The sequence below is a fragment of the Legionella rowbothamii genome, from assembly GCF_900639985.1.
Taxonomy (GTDB): Bacteria; Pseudomonadota; Gammaproteobacteria; order Legionellales; family Legionellaceae; genus Legionella; species Legionella rowbothamii.
The window spans coordinates 198,647-218,524 of sequence record NZ_CAAAIM010000002.1 but is presented as its reverse complement, the minus strand read 5'-3'; the positions used below and the strand labels follow the sequence as shown (position 1 = coordinate 218,524).

The following is a 19,878-nucleotide window of genomic DNA, read 5'->3' as shown; positions in this document are numbered from 1 at the left end:
ACGGTAATTCGTAAAGTAGAACAATTTATTTTAAATGCCATTAAAACGCCCAACCTCAAATTGCGACTACCGCAGAAACGCCACGATAATTTGTGCGAGAAAGAAAATTAGAATAATCGCAGGAATCAAAAAGGTGCTGCCTCGGTTAATTGGTTTTTCCCCAGCATTAACATTCACACTAATATCCCCAAAGGTTTTGCTGTCATAAAAAGTATCTTTATCAACAACAATAGCCTGTGGTGGCAATTGCTCCGAATCGGTTTTAATGCGAGTAGTTTTCTTAACCGCCGTACCAATAGCTAAAAACTCAATTAAACCATTACCTAACTGGTAAACATAGGTCTTAACACCCACCACATCATCTGCCCCAATAGCTCTAGCCTCCTCATTAATAAGAGCTAAAGCATTCTCACGTGCGGCATAAATCATCCGCGTTAATTCATTAATTTCCCCTCTAAAAATTGATTTCAATGCAGAGGTAATACCACCCACCACGCCCAGAGAATAAACGGAAGTTCCCAGTAAAAGTTTCATGGGTGCATAGCCCATACGCGCCATATTCCACATTTCGATGTTGGTCATATCACTGGTTACTACATCATTATTAGCGTCATGCTGTAACTCCGGATTATGAGACGCGGTACCAAGCATCAGCATTTCACTAACCCCACCAAAGGGCAAAACTGTGGTCTTGATCCCCAATACGGCATTGGCCTGGCGTTTTCTGGCATGAGCAATGATACGATTTAAAGCCAAGTGTCTGGTTTTATTAAAAATATCAGAATACTCCTTAATTTCCCCCCGACCTAAAGTTTTTAACCCGCCTAAAAGTCCACGGCCCACCCCCATGGAATAAGCCACATTACCAAATGCAAAACAAATAGGCCGATACCCAGCATCAAGCTGTGCATATAATTCTTGCCCATCTGCAGAAGTAGTAAATTTTGCTTTATCTGCATCATTGCGCGCATGAATCACCGAACCTATAGATAAAAACTCGACATTAGCACCGTGAAAAATAAGTTGACTGGTGACTCCTGTGATCCCGGTTGCTTGATTAGCCTCAGCCTCCTGCACCATACGTTGAAAAGCAGTTTCTCGCCCCTCTTCGATCAAAGAGGTAATTTGTTGCAACTCACCACCTAACATGGCCTTAAAGCCCGAACCAATACTCCCAACAAAGCCTAATGAATGGACGCTGTTACCCACAACGATTGAGCCAGGTGCATAATTTTTAAGATCAAGACAAAATATTTCATTGCCTGACAACCCGGTAGTAATTGCCATAAGACCGATCCCTGAATAGTATTATTTATATTAAGTGTAGCTTGATATTAATCATTTGATTTTCACATTAATTACCCTGGCACAATCGCGCAGATAGACACCTAGACCTAAATAATTAAAAGGAATTTAACTCCCTCATTCGCAACTAATACGAAATACAGGCTACGTTTTATTGTAAAAAAAGTGTATAATTGCTCATTTTGTTACACAATTAATGACCAGATTATGAATCTTGAAAAATTATATGATGTTATTGTCGTAGGCGGTGGCCATGCAGGCACAGAAGCAGCTCTGGCTGCAGCACGGATGGGGGCACAAACCTTATTACTAACCCATAATATGGATTTATTGGGACAAATGTCTTGCAACCCCGCAATTGGTGGTATTGGTAAAGGACACTTGGTGAAAGAAATTGATGCACTCGATGGCGCGATGGCTAAAGCAGCAGACCGAGCCGGTATCCAATTTCGTATTTTAAATGCGTCTAAAGGCCCTGCCGTACGTGCAACTCGTGCACAGGCAGACCGAGTTTTATATCGCCAGGCCATTCGCGAGCAATTGCAATTACAACCTAATCTGACTCTATTTCAACAAGCCGTTGATGATTTGGTTATTGAAGGTGGCCGAGTAACTGGGGTAGTAACTCAAATGGGCTATACCTTGCGTGCACGTGCCGTCGTACTTACGGTTGGTACATTCCTAGGTGGAAAAATCCACGTCGGGATGAGCCAATATGCAGGTGGTCGTGCCGGAGATCCTCCAGCAATCGCCCTGGCACACAGTTTACGCGATCTAAATTTGCCTGTAGGCCGTTTAAAAACGGGAACCCCGCCGCGCATCGACCGACGCTCTCTAGATTACAGTCAGATGACAGAGCAACCAGGTGATACCCCACTTCCAGTATTTTCTTATATGGGCAGCCTTAGCGATCATCCCCAGCAGATTTCTTGCCATATTACGCATACAACTGAAGCAACTCACGAAATTATTCGTAACAATTTACACCAATCGCCGATGTATGCCGGAGTGATTGAAGGTGTTGGCCCACGTTATTGCCCCTCAATTGAAGATAAAGTGGTACGTTTTGCCGATAAATTATCGCATCAAATTTTCGTTGAGCCTGAAGGCTTAACTACCGAAGAAATTTATCCTAATGGCATTTCCACCAGCCTTCCCTTTGATGTGCAAGTGCAATTTGTACGCACCATCAAGGGCTTCGAGAATGCTCATATTACTCGCCCTGGTTATGCGATTGAATACGACTATTTTGACCCACGAGGCTTAACCTCATTTTTGCAAACCAAGCCCATTGCCAATTTGTTCTTTGCCGGACAAATTAATGGCACTACGGGCTATGAAGAAGCGGCAGCGCAAGGAATCATCGCCGGCATGAATGCCGCCCTACTCATACAAGAAAAAGAATTATGGTGTCCACGCCGCGATGAAGCATACATAGGGGTGTTAATTGATGATTTAATTACCTGTGGAACTCAAGAACCCTATCGCATGTTTACTTCGCGCGCAGAATATCGCTTACTCCTGCGAGAAGATAATGCTGATTTGCGTTTAACGGCTAAGGGGCGAGAATTAGGTATGGTAGGTGATACTCGTTGGCAACATTTTTCTGCCAAACGCGAAGCCATCGAATCAACTCAAGCACTGCTACATAATTCATGGGTGCGCGTGGCTCATAACGACCGGTTTAAAGATCTGCTACAAAATCCGATGCAACATGATAATCGTGCGTCTGAATTTATTAAGCGCCCAGAAATTACTTATCAGCATTTATTAATGCTTGAAGATCTAGCCCTGCCAGAATTACCTCCCGAAGTCAGTGAGCAAATAGAAATTCAAAATAAGTATGCAGGCTACATTGAAAGGCAGCAGCAAGATATTGAAAAAATGCGCAAGCATGAAAATACCGTTTTGCCTGAATCACTTGATTACACTGAAGTAGTAGGATTGTCGACGGAAGTTATTCAAAAATTATCGAAGATAAAACCAACTTCACTAGCACAGGCTGGCCGTATTTCTGGAGTAACTCCTGCAGCCTTATCTCTGCTGCTCGTTCATTTAAAGAAACAACGGATTGAGGCATGAGCGAAGAATTAACAATTAAACACTTGCTTGAGCAAGGGCTGAAACAATTTGGCCTGGAGACAATTAGCGGCCCATTATTGGATTATTTATTCTTACTAAAAAAGTGGAATTTAGCGTATAATTTGACCGCAGTACGGGATCTGGAATCCATGGTCAATAAACATCTCTTAGATAGTTTGGCTATTTTACCTTGGGTACACGGTGAGCACATTATCGATGTGGGTACCGGTCCCGGCTTGCCTGGAATTCCGCTGGCCATTGCGCAACCAGGAAAAAGCTTTGTTTTACTGGACTCTAATGGGAAAAAAACCCGCTTCCTTAACGAAGTAAAACGGCAACTTGATTTAAAAAACCTGGAAATTGTACAAATTCGAGTCGAAAACTACCACCCGACTCAAGGTTTTGATACAGTTATAAGTCGGGCATTTAGCAGCCTTGCGCAAATGATTCATTGGACGGAGCATCTCGTAGCCAAAGATGGAATATGGTTGGCGATGAAAGGGCGTTATCCAGATGCCGAACTGCAAGAAATAGAGCAAAACTGCAAAGTAGAACACTATACTGTTGAAGGTGTTGAGGGTGAACGCTGCTGCGTGCTTATCGAAAACACAAAATCAAGGAACTAATATCATGGCGAAAGTGATAGCCATTGCCAATCAAAAAGGTGGTGTAGGCAAAACTACTACTGCCATTAATTTATCTGCCTCCCTGGCTGCAAATCGTCAACAGGTTTTATTGATCGATTTAGACCCGCAAGGAAATGCTACCATGGGCAGTGGTGTTGATAAAAACCAATTGGTTCACACCACCAATGATGTCTTGCTCCATGACTGTCTAGCAGAACAAGCTTGCCTGACAACTGCCTGTGGCTATGATCTGATCCCTGGCAATGACGATTTAACCGTCGCCGAAGTCAGCCTCATGGAGCGTAATCATCGCGAGACTTTTCTGTATAAAGCCTTACAGCCATTACAAAGCAGTTATGATTATATACTCATTGACTGCCCTCCTGCCTTGAATACCCTAACCATTAATGCCTTCGTTGCTGCGGATTCAGTACTCATTCCCATGCAATGCGAATATTATGCATTAGAGGGTTTAGCAGCACTTTTATCGACTATTGAACAGGTTAAAGCCTCGGTGAATCCTCGATTGCATCTCGAGGGAGTGCTAAGAACCATGTATGATGCGCGTAATCGCCTGTGTTCCGACGTATCCAAACAATTAATAGAACATTTTCCCACCAAGGTCTACCGAACTGTAGTGCCACGCAATGTGCGGTTGGCAGAAGCACCCAGCCACGGCATGCCTGCATTACACTACGATAAAACATCACCCGGAGCAGCCGCCTATATGGTACTTGCTTCTGAGTTGATTAATAAACAGACCGTAACAGGGTAATTGGGGTAATTTATGACAGTGAAACGTAGTGGTTTAGGGCGTAACCTATCAGCCTTACTAAGCCAATCCAGCGGTAATCTTTTAAATGAAAAACCACAGGCTGATGGCCTTAAGCTGGCAGTAGATTGCTTGCAACCTGGAAAATATCAACCTCGTGGCGAAATGGAAGAAGCGGCCCTAACTGAATTGGCTGAATCCATCAAAAAGCAAGGCCTTTTACAACCGTTGGTCGTACGTGAACTCAGCGATGGCCGCTATGAAATCATTGCTGGTGAACGTCGCTGGCGCGCAAGTCAGCTTGCAGGATTGACGGAAGTTCCTGTCGTTTTAAGGCAAGTAGATGATGAAACCGCGATGGCTATTGCCTTGGTCGAAAATTTACAACGTGAAGATTTAAATGCGATGGATCAAGCACGTGCAATGCACCGCCTTACCAATGAGTTTTCGCTTACGCATCAACAAGTTGCGGATCTGCTCTGCAAATCACGTACTGCAGTCAGCAATTATTTACGCCTCCTGGCTTTATCAACGGCGGTAAAAAAATTACTGGAGCATGGTGATATCGATATGGGCCATGCACGTGCCCTACTCATGCTTGAGGAAGAGCAACAAAATCAAGTTGCCCAGTTGATTGTAGCAAAAAACCTATCTGTCCGTGAAACCGAGAAATTAGTGGAACGGGTTAAAGCAGGCAAAGCAGCAACAGAAAGCGTACCAAGTAATGAGCCAATCGCCTTTCAATATCAGGAACAAGTCAATAATTTGGCGCGGCAATTGCAAACCTCGATCAAGCTAAAACCAGGAAAAGCAGGGAAGGGCTCGTTGGTTATTCAATATGATGGCGTGCACGATTTACAAAAAATTATGGAACAGTTATTAGGTTAGCTGCGAGGGCAGAAAACACGTCATCCTTAGGATGACGTATAACCTCTTTTCTTATAAGTGGTTATTGCTTCTCATCCTTTTTCCTTTTCGAGTAGGAAGCTCCCCTTCCCCAGCGACATACTGACAGAAAATTCAAGCGCCTCTTTAAACCGCGCATATTCTTCAAAAAATTTGCAAGAAAAAAATCCAAACTCACCCTTATTTGAACTAGACTATAAATATGACTTGTGATCATTTTGTTCCGCACAAAATCATGGAGATTGATGTGTTGATTCAGCCTGTAGAGCCCGTTTTTATAATGATAAAATTGGATCAGGAAGATTATATGGGGCAAATGCTCAGCCTATCTGATTGTGAATTAGAGTTAAAATGCAGCCATTATTTTGAGAAAGAGACTCATGTTTCATTTCATGGCAAATATTTCCGTGGACATGCAAGCATTCAAGGAATTACCCATTCTAAACTCCATTTCATTTATCAAATGAACATTGAGGAGATTCAATTCCAGCCTGGTTTAGTAATTAATACGCGCTTGTAACGTAAATCCCAACCATCTTGCATTCATTAATCCACTAAAACAGGATAAAGTTACGCTTTATAGTATTTATAACGCGTAGGAAAAATAATCAATGAATGAAGCCATAGCAAACCACTCCAATTTAGGCTGGCTTAAAAACTTGTTGCCGCTTACTCTGGGCGGCTTGTGTATTGGTATGACTGAGTATTTGATGATGGGGGTTTTGCCTGATGTCGCAAACTCACTATCTATATCTATCCCTACAGCAGGCTATCTTATTGCAATTTATGCCTTGGGCGTGGTGGTTGGGGCGCCCCTCATGATTGCACTGGCCAAAAACTATCCCCCCAAAAAAATTTTAGTAACACTGATGCTCCTATTTGTTGTGTTTAATGTCTTATTTTCGATCGCGCCAAATTTTTCCCTGCTTTTAATCGCGCGCTTTATGGCTGGTTTACCACATGGTGCATTTTTTGGTGTCGGTGCCGTCGTTGCCACCCAATTAGCAAAGCCAGGGAAAGGGGCAAGCGCGGTTGCGATTATGTTTACCGTCCTTACCTTAGCCAATATTTTTGGCGTGCCCCTCGGTACCTTTATTGGCCATCATTGCAGTTGGCGTGTCGCCTACTTTATTGTGGCTTCATTTGGCTTAATAACCTTCTTTTCTATTATCAAATGGCTGCCAAATTTAGTTTTAGAAAAACCCTTTGATTTTCGCCAAAGCTTAGCGATCTTTAAGGACTTGGAAATATGGCTCATTATTGGTATTTCCGCTATTGGCACTGGAGGCTTATTCGCCTGGATTAGTTATATTGCGCCACTAATGACCGATGTTACTTTATTTTCCGATGATATGGTCACCTTCATCATGATGCTCGCAGGCATGGGTATGGCTGTTGGTAATATCTTGGGGGGACGCCTTGCCGACCGATTATCACCCTTAATGGTCGTAGGAATAATGCTCTCGCTCATGATGCTATGCTTGCTAACCGTTGCATTGCTTGCTGAACATAAGCTAGCCGCGCTAATTATGACCTTTGTTACCGGTACTATTGCATTTGCCGTAGTGCCGGCGATGCAAATGCTGATGATTCAGGCGGCTCGAGGTGCGGAAATGCTAGCCTCATCAATGGTGCAGGCTAGTGCGAATATGGGCAACACTTTAGGTGCCTATTTAGGTGGTTTACCAATAGCAGCCGGTTTTGGATACACTTCGCCCGAGTATGTAGGCATGGGTTTGGTTTTTGTTGGATTAGTGTTGTGCGGACAGATTTGGGTGCTGCGGATGGAGGCAGACGTCGTACCAGGGCAATCTTGATTACGATAATAATCTATATCTGCTCTTGTATACATTATTTTGGTCCCCTTTGATTTTTAAGCTCCGTTCCGGTGGATGGATAATGCTGCGCATTTAGACCCTGCCTATCAATCGTTTTGGGATGCACACGATTAACATTCCCTTGATGATCATAACTTTCACTCCAAGTACGCACTGCCCTGTTTTGGGATTATATTCGGTCGCATAAGTCGCACCCCTCGTTGGTCCAGGGGTTCTTGAGGGGCGTTCTGCTTGATAATATCTAATTCTACCATCGCTAAAATATAGAGTGCAGGATTACATCTTTGCCTGCGCCGCTTTTTTAATTTCTTCTTCGCCGTCATGGACACTTGCCTTAGCACTTTGCACATTGGCAGCGTTTCTTCCCTAGGGCGGCCTGGGTATCTACAAAAATAGCCAGGGTATTCATTAAAATTTGGATATTCGTTATTCCGCGTTCACTTTGTATTATTTGCTGATGGCGAGCTTTAATGGCGTTTAACGCAACTGTTGCTTGTGCTTTATGGAAGCCTGTAACCTGCATTCCCCGAATTTCTTTAATATCTTGCGTCTGCTTTGCGTTTTTGCATCCGGTTATAATACTGAATACAAAGCATGTGCGGGCTTCTTGCCTTGTTCATCGTAATATACCTGGCTGCTTAGAAAGGCTCAAAGCACTTCAACATAGTCAGATTTAATGGTTTTGCTAAGATTCGCTTTCAACGTAGAAAGTTCTACACTAGCAGCGGCGTTACAGGTGTCAAAATGATTAATTTGCAGTAGCACCTGTTCTATTTGTTGTATGCATGTACTGGAGCAGCCTCATCATTTTATTGCCTGAGTATTTGAGGTAATTTTACGTGTCCAAGAAATAGCTTGCTTATGCAGTTGCGATAAACTATCCATATCAGAACTAGTTAGAGAAGAAGAGGAAGAAGCGATTGGCTCATTTGGCTGCGTTTGCAGAATGCTGCTACTAGCTTCCGTTTTCTCTTTTTTTACGTGAAAAAAAAGAAATACCACTTTTTTTATCTTTACGACCATGCCCCATTAATATACTCCATTAGCTACTGGAGCATAACTTAGCATGAGTTGCTCATAAAACCCAATTAGGTTTATGAGCAACCGGTATCAAGCATTTATAACCAATAAACGAAGATAAATAAGAATAACCATACCACGTCAACAAAGTGCCAGTACCAAGCCACGCCTTCAAAGGCGAAATGGCGCTCTGGTGTAAAATGGCCGCGCTTGCAACGGACGGCGATTACGATCAGCATGATGGTACCCAAAGTCACATGCAAACCGTGGAAGCCAGTTAGCATAAAGAATGTGGTTCCATAAATACCTGAGGCTAAAGTTAGACCCATCTCCGTATACGCTTCATGATACTCATAAGCTTGGCAGATTAAGAACAGAATACCTAAGGCAATCGTTAAGGACATGCCCCATAATAATTGCTTACGCTTGTTTAATTTTAAAGCCCAATGAGCCCAAGTAATAGTCACACCTGAAGTTAAAAGAATCAGCGTGTTAATTGCAGCTAAACCCCATGCTCCCATGGCTTCATGAGCACCAGCAAATACTTGATTATCTGGGTTTTGCAGTAAGGGCCATGCCGCTGAAAAATCAGGCCATAAGGTATAATTGGTTATGGGATGTATTTCTCCACCAAGTAATGGAACAATCCACATACGCGCATAAAATAGTGCACCGAAAAATGCCCCGAAAAAACATACTTCCGAGAAAATAAACCAGCACATCCCCCAACGATAGGATTTATCAACCTGCAGGTCATAGACTCCTTTACCATTTTCATAAATAACTTGGCCGAACCAACCAAACAGCATGCTGATAATAATCGCCAGTCCTAAGGTAAAGATGTATGGACCATACCAGTCATGATGAAGCCAGGATGCTGCCCCCACCAAAAAGGTGGTTAATCCGCATGATCCAACCAAAGGCCAGTGACTGGGCTTGGGGACATAATAAGTACCGTGTGCTCCCATTCTATCTACGTCTCCTGTATCAATAATTCGTTATAACTAGTGTGCATTTCAATAGCACAACACTACTTAGTTCGTCATTGCGAGCCTTGGTGAAGCACCCCAGAACGCACCTTCGTTAAAACGCAGTACTGGGTTGCTTTACTTAGTGTGCAATGACGACCGTTTTTTTATCTTAATTCCATGGATACCTACTTTCTATCAGTCACGTCAAATAAAGTATATGACAACGTAACCGTATTTATCTTTTCGGGTAAATCTATATCCAGGTGAAATAACAAGGGCATATTCATCGCCTCATGTCCATTTAACGTCTGTCGAGCAAAGCAAAAACACTCGGTTTTTTTCAAATATTTCGCAGCAATTCCTGGAGTAACACTCGGTATTGCCTGCACGGTCATTGGATGATCCGTTTTGTTTTCTGCATAAAAGTCCAGCCTTGCAATTTCCCCGGGATGCACTTTTATTTTCCGCGTCTTGGGATAAAAAGCCCATGGAACGGCACTATTATTAGTTGCGACAAACTCGACTAAAACTTCACGATCTTTAGAAATTTTAGCAGTTGCCGCATCATATGCTACTGCTTCTGATTTGATTTTACCATTGATCCCTAAGGTCTGGCACAGGCTATTGTATATAGGCACAAGTGCAAAACCAAAAGCAAACATGCCTAATACAATACCGGTTAAAATCATCAGTAACTTACGATGATTACGCTCATTACTCATACAACATATACTCTAAAAAACTATACATTCAACTCAGGTGGAGTAGTAAATGTATGGTATGGTGGAGGCGAAGGTAAGGTCCACTCTAAGCCTTGTGCTCCTTCCCAAACTTGAGAAGTAGCCAGATCCTTCTTAGTTCCTTTCTTTCTTACTGTTGCAATGATGTTATATAAAAACAGTAATTGCGAGAATCCAAAAATAAAAGCGCCCACAGTTGCCATCATATTAAAGTTGGTGAACTGTAATGCGTAATCAGGGATCCTGCGTGGCATACCCGCTAAACCTAAGAAGTGCATCGGGAAGAATGCCAAATTAACTGAAATTACCGACAACCAAAAATGCCATTTACCAATACACTCGTTGTACATATGACCGGTCCACTTGGGTAACCAATAATAGGTTGCCGCAACCAGAGAAAAGATAGCCCCTGGTACAAGTACGTAATGGAAATGCGCTACAACGAAATAGCTGTCCTGATATTGGTAATCCGCCGGCACTAATGCCAACATCAAACCGGTAAACCCACCAATGGTGAACAAGAACACAAATGCTAAGGCAAACAACATCGGGGTTTCAAAAGTCATCGCACCTTTAAACATGGTACTTACCCAGTTAAATACTTTAATACCGGTTGGTACTGCAATTAACATAGTGGTATACATGAAAAACAGTTCGGCTCCCAAAGGAATCCCTGAGGTAAACATATGGTGTGCCCAAACAATAAACGACAATATTGCAATACTTACTGTTGCATAAACCATGAAGTGATAACCAAATAGTGGCTTACGACTGAAGGTAGGAATAATTTCAGAAATAACGCCAAAAGCAGGTAATATCAATACATATACTTCAGGATGTCCAAAGAACCAGAAAACGTGCTGGAATAATATAGGATCTCCGCCCCCTGCAGCACTAAAGAAGCTAGTACCGAAGTGACGATCCGCCAGCATCATTGTTACCGCACCCGCTAAAACAGGCATAATAGCGATCAATAAGAATGCAGTGATCAACCAAGTCCATACGAACATTGGCATCTTCATCATAGTCATGCCAGGAGCCCGAAGATTTAATATAGTCGCAATGATATTAATCGAACCCATAATCGATGATAGACCCATCATATGGATGGAGAAAATCATAAAGTCCGTACTGGGTGGAGCATATTTAGTGGACAAAGGTGCATACATGGTCCAACCGAAGTTCGGTCCCCCGCCGCTATGAAACATAGTTGAAAACAACAACGCGAAGGCAAAAGGTAAAATCCAGAAGCTCCAGTTGTTCAACCGTGGCAAAGCCATATCAGGAGCGCCAATCATCATAGGAATTTGCCAGTTTGCCATCCCGGTGAATGCAGGCATTACCACACCAAATAACATGACTAAACCATGTAAAGTAGTCATTTGGTTAAAGAAGTTTGGATCAACAAAACGGTGGCCAGGTTGAAAGAGCTCAGCACGAATTACCAAAGCCATAGCACCAGCAACGAAAAAGCTGAATAACGCTAACCACAGATAAAGAGTACCAATATCTTTATGGTTGGTAGTAAAAAGCCAACGCTTTATAAATCCCGAAACACCTTTACCTTGCTCAGGGCCATGATCATCGTGATGATCATCGTCATGCGCTATCGTATAACTCATTTTAAACCTCCAGCGTTAACTTTATTCACCATGGTTGGTTGTTTATTCGCATTCTGCCGCTCTGCAGCCACATCTGCAGGTTGGATAAGATCGTTCGTATTATTAGCCCAAGCATTACGCTCGTAAGTCGCGATCGCAGCAACTTCATCATCACTTAATTGATCTTTATAGGCTTGCATTGCCGAACCAGGTATACCATTTAAAATAATATCAATGTGGCGTGAAATAGGATTACCTACAGCAACCGAACTGCCTTTAAGTGCTGGATACATTGGTGGTAAGCCTTTTCCATCAACACGGTGGCAGGCAGCGCATAGTTGATCATACTTATGTTTTCCTAAAGTCATGAGTTCACTACGTTGCATTACTTTTTGAGCCGCTGGTTGTGCTTCTTCGCTTGCATACTTATCTTGTTTTAAGGTTTGGGCAGCAACCCACTTATCAAAATCGGCTTGGCTTACGGCTTCAACAACAATTGGCATAAAGCCATGATTAATCCCGCAAAGCTCGGCACATTGCCCGCGATATACACCTGGCTTTTCAATGGTTGCCCATGCTTCATACATAAATCCGGGGATTGCATCACGTTTAATTCCTAAATCAGGAACCCACCAAGAATGGATAACATCATTTGAGGTCACCAAGAAACGAATTTTTTTATGTACAGGCACAACTAATGGTTTATCTACTTCTAAAAGGTACCACTCGCTCTTAGCCTGTTTGTTCTGGATTTGAGATAAAGGAGTCGATAAGGTACTGAAGTAACTAATGCCTTGATCTAAATACTCATATTGCCAGCGCCATTGGTAACCAACAATTTTCACGGTGAGTTCTGATTGTTTGGTGTCATCCATCCGAATTAAAACTCGTGTAGCAGGTACCGCTAATCCTACGAGGATTAAAAAAGGAATAATCGACCAAATAAGCTCCAGCCGGGGGTTATCATGGAATGAGGCAGCCTTATAACCCTTGGATTTTCGGTGATGAATTAACGAATAGATCATTACGCCAAAAACAACAACCCCAATAATGGTACAAACCGCCATACATACCATATGTAGGTTGTAAACATCCCGACTAATAGGGGTCACACCCTGACTCATATTCAACTGCCAATTGTTTGCAGCATCGGCGGCAAAAACTGGCTGACCAACTATCAATGCCCCAAGCATTGCTATTAATCTACAGATAGGTAACCTGTTTAACATCCCAATTCCTCATCTTATCAAGAAGCCAAGCAAGCCTGGCGATTTAATACCTACTTCGGTAATGTACTAACTGCTGTTAAGTTAATGGCGCCTACTTAGGAAGTAGCCTGGATATCAGGCTACGACGGCAGTAAGCCCCTTTCAAGGTTTCATTTCTACCACAACGAATAATTACCTTCAGTTTTAGATTTACTGATCATGTACTTGATGGCTTCAATTACTTCACCACCTGAACATTGTTTACAACCACCATTTTTAGGATGATTTTTCCCATTCATGGTATTTCCAATCAATACATCCATATTTTTAGCGATCAACGGCTTCCACGCTTCTTTATCACCAATTTTAGGAGCTCCACCCTTACCTTCTTTATGGCAAGTAGCACAGTTTTCATTGTAAATATCCTTTCCATTGGCAGGATATTTCGCAGCGCCCCCAGATTTAAGATCGACCAATTCAGCACGTGTCAATGATTCATTAAGAATATAATCCACTGCAGAAATAACATCATTATCCGAACAAGTAACACAAGCCCCTTTAACTGGCATGGAGTTATACCCATGAATTGCACGACGATACAAGCCAGTTAAACCACTCAGCTTCAAACGTGAATACCAGTTTACGGCATCACCAAGAAGTGGCGCACTCATTTCTCCATTCTGATGACAAATCACACAAGCAGTGAAATAGACTTTCTTACCACGATCCAAAGTTGGAGCAGCGTTAGAGGGTGGTACCCCTAATGGGTCTTTCGTGTCTACGGTTTTAAGGTAGGTCGCAACCGACATTAAATCAGCATCAGTCAGATACATCATACTGTTATGATTTACTTCAGCCATAGGGCCTGCAACTGGGCCGGCGTTATTAATCAACTGATTCTTTTTAAATACATCAACCACTTCTTCATGGCTCGCTGACTCCAAACCGAATTTAGTAATATTCGGAGCCCAAAAACCATCAATGAACGCACCGGTTAAATAATATTTATTCTTAGGAGCGCCGAATGGATTCAATGGAGTATGACACATGCTGCAGTGACCTAAACCATCAACAATGTATCGACCTCGGTTCCATTCTGGAGACTGAGTTTTATCATAGACAAACTCGCGAGTTTCGGGATAAAAGAACAATAAGTTCCATCCCCACAAACTAAGACGGGCGCCAGGTACATTAAAAGGAAATGGCAAGGACTTATTCTTTTGATTCACTGCGGGCAAGCTCATAAAGTATGCATATAATGCACGAGCATCCTCCTCAGTAACTAAAGAAAAATAGTAGTATGGGAAAACCGGGAAGAAATTTTCACCCTGAGGATTATGCCCATCTTTCAACGCGTGAATAAAATCCTGTTCGGTCCACTTGCCAATACCAGTTTCTTTGTCTGGGGTGATGTTAGGACTATAGAAGGTTCCAAAGGGAGTCTCTATAGGCAAGCCACCGGCGTAAGCAGGAGTTCCTGCGTGCACATCAGTATGGCAGGAAATACAATCGCCCATTTTAGAAAGGTATTCCCCTTTCTTAATTAATTCTTGTTGCGCACCTTCAGCTGGAGCAGTAGGTGGATAAGCAGGGTAATAACCATCGATAACCGATAACTTCTGCGATGCAGTCGCAGTTTCAGCTTGTAATAATTGCCCCATCATGCCTAACACTGCCGCAGTTGCAACAACAGTTAGCTTTCTTAGTAACAAAGAGCCCACGCTCCCTCCTATTTGTTCTTATTTTGCACGCTTCTCATAAGGAGATAGAATAACCGACGCATTTTATACTCTACAACGGATAAGTTGCAATGTTATAATCGCGATCTTCCTGTTTATTTAATTTGTTGCTATGTTTGTTTATCTTAATGGTCTACTTTTGGGCTTATCGCTAATCATTGCATTGGGACCACAGAATGTTTTTCTAATCAAACAAGGGGTCCGTAAAAACCATGCTCTGCTTTCAGCGGTCATTTGTTTTATCTGCGACTTAATTCTCATCTGCGCCAGTATTACTGGATTGCATGAATTGCTTGCGCTACGCCCGATGCTGCAAGTTTGGATGATGTTCTTTGGTTGTGCTTTCTTACTATTTTACGCACTAAAAGCACTAAAAAATGCATTTATTGAAGCAGAAATGACAACGGAGCATACACTGCAGCCGCAAAATAAAACCCAAATCATCCTCCTGGCATTAGGCTTTAGTTTGTTAAATCCCCATGCAATTATCGACTCTTTAGTAATAATTGGCGGTGGTAGCAGTGAATATCCTGACCAAGAACTTTATTTCTTAATGGGAGTAATAACATCCAGTTTCATCTGGTTTAGCTCATTGACCTTTACCGCTCGATATTTTTCCGACGTTTTAGCACGCGATACGGTATGGAAAGGAATTGAATTAATCAGTGGTTTATTGATGATGACGATTGGCTTTAAATTAGGTGCTGATGGGATGAATCTGATTTTGGAATTATTAGAACGACAGTAAAGTAGAAAGGGCCAATCAGTGTGTCGCCAATTGACCCAGTGGAATGACACATAGCAAGTCCAACCTCGCAGAGTGAATATCTCATAAGCACCGATTAGTGTCAACTTATTTACCAAGAAAAATTATTTATTGTCTAGGGTGTCAAAGAACCTCATCATTCAAAGGCTCCCTCAGCATTATCTGGCCCAAGTCCTCCATAAACAATCATTGTTGTTCTGATTTTATTCCGTTACACTCGTTCTTTTCATAACGATTTAAAGCATCATGTTTTACGGCGATACCATTCAAGAAACCCGACAAATGTTTTTTAACAGTTGGGAAAAATATCAACAGAAAAAGCCTTTGACTCCTTTAGAGAATGAAATTGTTCAGGTTATATTGGCACATCCTGAATATCATAAGACCATTGAAAATCAGAATAAGTTTCAGCAACAATCTTATTATCCTGAGCTGGGGGAAACCAATCCCTTTTTGCATATGGGCTTACATCTAGGAATTCGCGAACAAATTGCGACCGACCGCCCTGTGGGAATTAGTGCTATTTATCAGCTCTTATTGAAAAAATATGCGGATCCTTTAGAAGTAGAACATTTAATGATGGAACAATTAGCTGAATGTTTATGGCGTTCGCAGAAGAATAATTTACCGCCGGATGAACAAGACTATTTAGCGACCTTATCTGCTTTATAAGGAAAAGAATGTGGCGCGAATATCCGTATCATGACGCCGTCTCATACGAGCTCTTCAGGATTATCGTCCACGCGTATGTAAATTTTTTCATTGAAAGAAATATAGAAACAAAGCAACTCAGGAGATCGAAGTTCCGAACCCTGGGTTGCTTCAATTCGTTCGCAACGACGGCATTTTTAATTGAATTGTAAAGAAATAAGATATACCGCCAACGCATAGTAACGAGGTCCTACTCTAACGACCCCGCCTCCAAAAACATCACATCCAAAAAATCTCTTCGATTTAATCCGTGTAACATGCTTAGGTATATCAAAGAGCCATCTGGTTGATGGTATGTTAGCAGCGTCCATATTTATCCTCGAAACGTACGATGTCATCTTCTCCTAAATAATTGCCGCATTGAACTTCAATCAATACGAGTGGTTCATCATAAGGATTAGACAATTGATGCTTGTAACCAATAGGTACGTAACATGATTGGTTGGCATTGACATTCACCTCTTTATCCCCCAAATGGATGATGCCTTTGCCTTTCACAACAACCCAATGTTCACTACGTTGATAATGCATCTGTAAACTCAAACAGGATTTAGGATTAACCTCGATATGTTTAATTTTAAAACCTTCTCCTTTATCCAATACGGTATAGGAACCCCATGGACGGTAGGTGATTCGATGATCGGTACAGGTTTCATTCTTTTCTTTTTTTAATTCCTGATATAGAAGCTTTACTTCTTGAGCGCGTTCTTTCGCTGCAACTAATAACGCATCGGGGGTATCGATAATCATTAAGTTATCAAGTCCCATGGCTGCGATCAGACGATCGTGTCCTCTGATATAGCAGTTAGATACACTTCTTAGTAAAACATCCGCTTCAATTTGGTTGCCATGTTCATCCAGGGGAAGCAGATTGGCCATTGCATCCCAAGAACCCAGATCGCACCAATTAATGTCGCAAAGTACCGCAGCTAGATTCTGTGATTTTTCTAAAATGGCATAGTCAATGCTGTTCTCAGGAACATGCTTAAAGGTTTCATCGTGTAAGGTTATTTTAAAATAATCTTCAGAGTTAGCTTGCGGAGCAGCTTCGAAACAATGCTTTATTGTCTTATAAATTTCCGGACAATGCATTTGAGCTTCCTCGAGTAGTGTGACCGCTTTGAAACAAAACATACCTGAATTCCAAAAGAAAGTCCCGGCGTTTACATAACTTTCTGCTCGTTCCTGATTAGGTTTTTCAACAAAACGCGCGACTCGAAAACCATCAACTTCAATGTAACCATATTCCGTTGCAGGTTTATGGGGTTTGATACCAAAGGTGACTAATTTATTATCTAAAGCTAAGCTCAGTGCATCATTGACTGCATTTTTAAAGGCTTGAGGGTTACTTACCAAATGATCCGCAGGTAATACCAGCATCACTGCCTGCTCACCATATTTTTGCGCAATGTACAATGCGGCAGAAATTACCGCAGAAGCGGTATTACGGGCATAAGGTTCCAAAATAAAAGACAAGGCAACGTTTTGCGCGTTCAGCTCCGAATAATTATCTAAAGTCTTAAACAACAACTCTTTATTGGTTACGGTTACAATTTCGTTGATATCACTTAACTCTTGAGCTTTTAAAAAATTTTTTTGCAGCAAAGAATGTCCGTCATTAAGTTTGATAAAGGGTTTGGGATGATGCAAGCGAGAAACAGGCCATAATCTAGAGCCTTCACCACCTGATAAAATAACGGGTATTAATTCCATAATGCAGCTCCCTAATTTATGGGTGTTGGTACGGCCAGCGTTTTTAACACCCATTTGTTCTAATTCAACGTCTTGCTCACACCATGAGTGGTTTTTTCCCAATGGCTAGGATTAAACAGCAGTTGGTATAAAGCCCGATAAGACGCAACGGACATCATAAGCCAATACAGCGGTGAAGTAAGCGCGCATAAAATAAAGCGTACATTTTTGGGATCTTTTTTTATCACCGCAAAGATATTAAGCAGAATCATCAATACCGCACCTACAAAGAAATTAATGCGCGCAAAAAAGAGGGTGTTCCCAGGAAATAAAAAAGAAAGATCGCTAAAAAAGCTCATGATAAAGATTATCCACAACAATATATTAGCAAGGTTAGTTAAGATAGTGCCACCAATAAACAAATGAAAACCAATAAACCCTCGCGCGCCCAAGGAGCGTAATAATTGCACTGGTGTATGCATATGTACTAGATAAGTTTGCATGTATCCTTTAATCCATCGCGTTCTTTGTTTGATCCAACTATAGCCATGGCAAGTTGCTTCTTCATAAGTAGTTGATGGCGCTACCGTGCTATGATACCCCAATCGTGTTAATCGCACGCCCAGATCTGCATCTTCGGCTACATTAAAGGGATCCCAAGCATTCACCACCCGTAGAAAATCTGTTCTAAAATGATTACTGGTGCCCCCTAATGGTATAGGTGTTCCCAAATACTCTAAGCCTGGAAGTAACAGATCAAACCAATAAATGTACTCTATTGCAAAGACGGTCGTGAGCCAATTATCATTGGCATTATAAAAATTTAAGCGGCACTGAACACAAGCCAGCTTATCATTTCCCTTGGCGAATTCATTTAATACGATTTTGAGTTGTAGCGGGTCCGGCCTATCTTCTGCATCATATAAAGTCAAATATTTACCACGAGCAAATTGCAGCCCATAATTACACGCCTTTGCTTTGGTTCGTGGCTCTGATGCTGGCACATAAACAAAATTAATGTACCTTGGTAACTGAAAGTTTTTTAACACCTTAATGGTAATGTCATCATCTTGTTCCAATAAAATTTTAATATCCAATTTATGTTTAGGATAATCCAACTTCTCAAGATTGATGCATAAGTTTCGCAAAGTGACCTCGTTCTCCTTATATAAGGGAACCAAGATAGTATAAATCGGTAACTCCTCCACTGCACTACTGACTACTTCGGGTAATTTCACATGCGAATGAATGCTCGCGGCAATTAACGAGAGGATAAATTTATAAAGAAGAATCCCGACAATAGACACCATAAAAAAGCAATTCAACGCCAAGAGAAACTGTTTGGGCTCTTGAACAGCCCAACTAACGATAGCAATAAGTCCGAAGAAAAAGAAAAGACGTTGCCAAGTGGAGATGGTACGTTTCGAACTAAGGTGATAATTGGCTGAGGCAAGTTGATCAATAGAAGTTGTCAGGTAGGCGTGTTTGTAATGTCGTTGCAATACTTCCAACACATCGTATTTGGAAGTGCCTAAAATAACAGTGTTCTTCCCCCAATGCTCTTTAATTGAAGCAAAGTTTTCTTCGGTTAAATCTGAAGTTGCCACGGTATAACACTTATTGGCATAACTTACGGGGATGGCTTCATGATCTAAATAAAAATCTTTCTCTGTCTCAGTCAGCAAATTGTCATCAATAGGGTATTTTAAAAGTTGAACAAAAATGAGTTTGAAATGAGCGGAAAGAGAGCGGTAATAATCTTGTGCCCTCATTGAGGTCGTTGACAGCAAAATATCTCCAAGCTTTCCACCCTTGAGCTTCTGCTCTTCCAGTGCCCGCTGCAATTCTTCTTCAGTAATCAGCTGCTGGCTGATGAGGTATTCGCCAAGTTTCACATTCTG

At 41.8% G+C, this 19,878-nt stretch carries 18 protein-coding genes; 8 read left to right on the top strand and 10 right to left on the bottom strand.

Annotation, left to right across the window (positions count from 1 at the left end):
• Positions 1-66 precede the first annotated feature (66 nt).
• Entirely contained in the window at positions 67-1,287 is a 1,221-nt protein-coding gene (locus E1P08_RS06200; RefSeq protein WP_133136160.1) for a heavy metal-binding domain-containing protein, read from the bottom strand.
• 225 nt (positions 1,288-1,512) lie between these two features.
• Between E1P08_RS06200 and mnmG the strand changes: the two genes are divergently transcribed.
• The 6 genes from mnmG to E1P08_RS06170 all read left to right on the top strand — a co-directional run bounded on the left by mnmG (position 1,513) and on the right by E1P08_RS06170 (position 7,508).
• Positions 1,513-3,387, top strand: coding sequence for a tRNA uridine-5-carboxymethylaminomethyl(34) synthesis enzyme MnmG (gene mnmG, locus E1P08_RS06195; protein WP_133136159.1), 1,875 nt, complete (start codon positions 1,513-1,515; stop codon positions 3,385-3,387).
• Positions 3,384-4,013 carry a 16S rRNA (guanine(527)-N(7))-methyltransferase RsmG gene (gene rsmG / locus E1P08_RS06190; RefSeq protein ID WP_133136158.1) on the top strand — a complete coding sequence of 210 codons (630 nt, stop codon included), beginning with the start codon at positions 3,384-3,386 and terminating at the stop codon, positions 4,011-4,013. Before mnmG ends, rsmG begins: the two co-directional genes overlap by 4 nt.
• A gap of 4 nt (positions 4,014-4,017) precedes the next feature.
• On the top strand, positions 4,018-4,788 hold the full coding sequence (locus E1P08_RS06185; protein ID WP_133136157.1) for a ParA family protein: 771 nt from the start codon (positions 4,018-4,020) through the stop codon (positions 4,786-4,788).
• A 12-nt stretch (positions 4,789-4,800) separates the two neighbouring features.
• On the top strand, positions 4,801-5,673 hold the full coding sequence (locus tag E1P08_RS06180) for a ParB/RepB/Spo0J family partition protein (RefSeq protein WP_133136156.1): 873 nt from the start codon (positions 4,801-4,803) through the stop codon (positions 5,671-5,673).
• Positions 5,674-5,938: 265 nt separating this feature from the next.
• Entirely contained in the window at positions 5,939-6,211 is a 273-nt protein-coding gene (locus tag E1P08_RS06175; RefSeq protein WP_133136155.1) for a hypothetical protein, read from the top strand.
• A gap of 91 nt (positions 6,212-6,302) precedes the next feature.
• A complete protein-coding gene (locus E1P08_RS06170; protein ID WP_133136154.1) occupies positions 6,303-7,508 on the top strand; it encodes an MFS transporter in 1,206 nt (401 codons plus the stop codon).
• A gap of 355 nt (positions 7,509-7,863) precedes the next feature.
• Here E1P08_RS06170 and E1P08_RS06165 read toward each other — a convergent pair whose 3' ends face one another.
• The 7 genes from E1P08_RS06165 to E1P08_RS06140 form a co-directional block, all read right to left on the bottom strand.
• Entirely contained in the window at positions 7,864-8,052 is a 189-nt protein-coding gene (locus E1P08_RS06165) for an SNARE domain-containing protein (RefSeq protein ID WP_133136153.1), read from the bottom strand.
• Between the two features lie 281 nt (positions 8,053-8,333).
• Positions 8,334-8,552, bottom strand: a complete 219-nt coding sequence (locus E1P08_RS17135) for a hypothetical protein (protein WP_165485104.1) — start codon at positions 8,550-8,552, stop codon at positions 8,334-8,336.
• 95 nt (positions 8,553-8,647) lie between these two features.
• Positions 8,648-9,517, bottom strand: a complete 870-nt coding sequence (locus tag E1P08_RS06160) for a cytochrome c oxidase subunit 3 (protein ID WP_133136152.1) — start codon at positions 9,515-9,517, stop codon at positions 8,648-8,650.
• A gap of 188 nt (positions 9,518-9,705) precedes the next feature.
• Complete coding sequence (locus E1P08_RS06155) at positions 9,706-10,242, bottom strand: cytochrome c oxidase assembly protein (protein WP_133136151.1); 537 nt, start codon at positions 10,240-10,242, stop codon at positions 9,706-9,708.
• 20 nt (positions 10,243-10,262) lie between these two features.
• Positions 10,263-11,882 carry a cytochrome c oxidase subunit I gene (gene ctaD / locus E1P08_RS06150; RefSeq protein WP_133136150.1) on the bottom strand — a complete coding sequence of 540 codons (1,620 nt, stop codon included), beginning with the start codon at positions 11,880-11,882 and terminating at the stop codon, positions 10,263-10,265.
• On the bottom strand, positions 11,879-13,090 hold the full coding sequence (gene coxB, locus E1P08_RS06145; RefSeq protein ID WP_133136149.1) for a cytochrome c oxidase subunit II: 1,212 nt from the start codon (positions 13,088-13,090) through the stop codon (positions 11,879-11,881). The genes ctaD and coxB overlap by 4 nt, the downstream gene beginning before the upstream one ends.
• 155 nt (positions 13,091-13,245) lie before the next feature.
• Positions 13,246-14,790, bottom strand: coding sequence for a c-type cytochrome (locus E1P08_RS06140; RefSeq protein WP_133136148.1), 1,545 nt, complete (start codon positions 14,788-14,790; stop codon positions 13,246-13,248).
• Between the two features lie 130 nt (positions 14,791-14,920).
• Between E1P08_RS06140 and E1P08_RS06135 the strand changes: the two genes are divergently transcribed.
• Positions 14,921-15,556, top strand: a complete 636-nt coding sequence (locus E1P08_RS06135; RefSeq protein ID WP_133136147.1) for a LysE/ArgO family amino acid transporter — start codon at positions 14,921-14,923, stop codon at positions 15,554-15,556.
• 264 nt (positions 15,557-15,820) lie between these two features.
• Positions 15,821-16,246 carry a DUF1841 family protein gene (locus tag E1P08_RS06130; protein ID WP_133136146.1) on the top strand — a complete coding sequence of 142 codons (426 nt, stop codon included), beginning with the start codon at positions 15,821-15,823 and terminating at the stop codon, positions 16,244-16,246.
• A gap of 336 nt (positions 16,247-16,582) precedes the next feature.
• Here the strand turns inward: E1P08_RS06130 and E1P08_RS06125 are convergent, their stop codons facing one another.
• The gene (locus E1P08_RS06125) at positions 16,583-17,998 is read right to left on the bottom strand and encodes a mannose-1-phosphate guanylyltransferase/mannose-6-phosphate isomerase (protein WP_133136145.1); all 1,416 of its coding nucleotides are present in this window, start codon (positions 17,996-17,998) and stop codon (positions 16,583-16,585) included.
• Positions 17,999-18,057: 59 nt separating this feature from the next.
• Entirely contained in the window at positions 18,058-19,872 is a 1,815-nt protein-coding gene (locus tag E1P08_RS06120) for a glycosyltransferase family 2 protein (RefSeq protein ID WP_133136144.1), read from the bottom strand.
• Positions 19,873-19,878 lie beyond the last annotated feature (6 nt).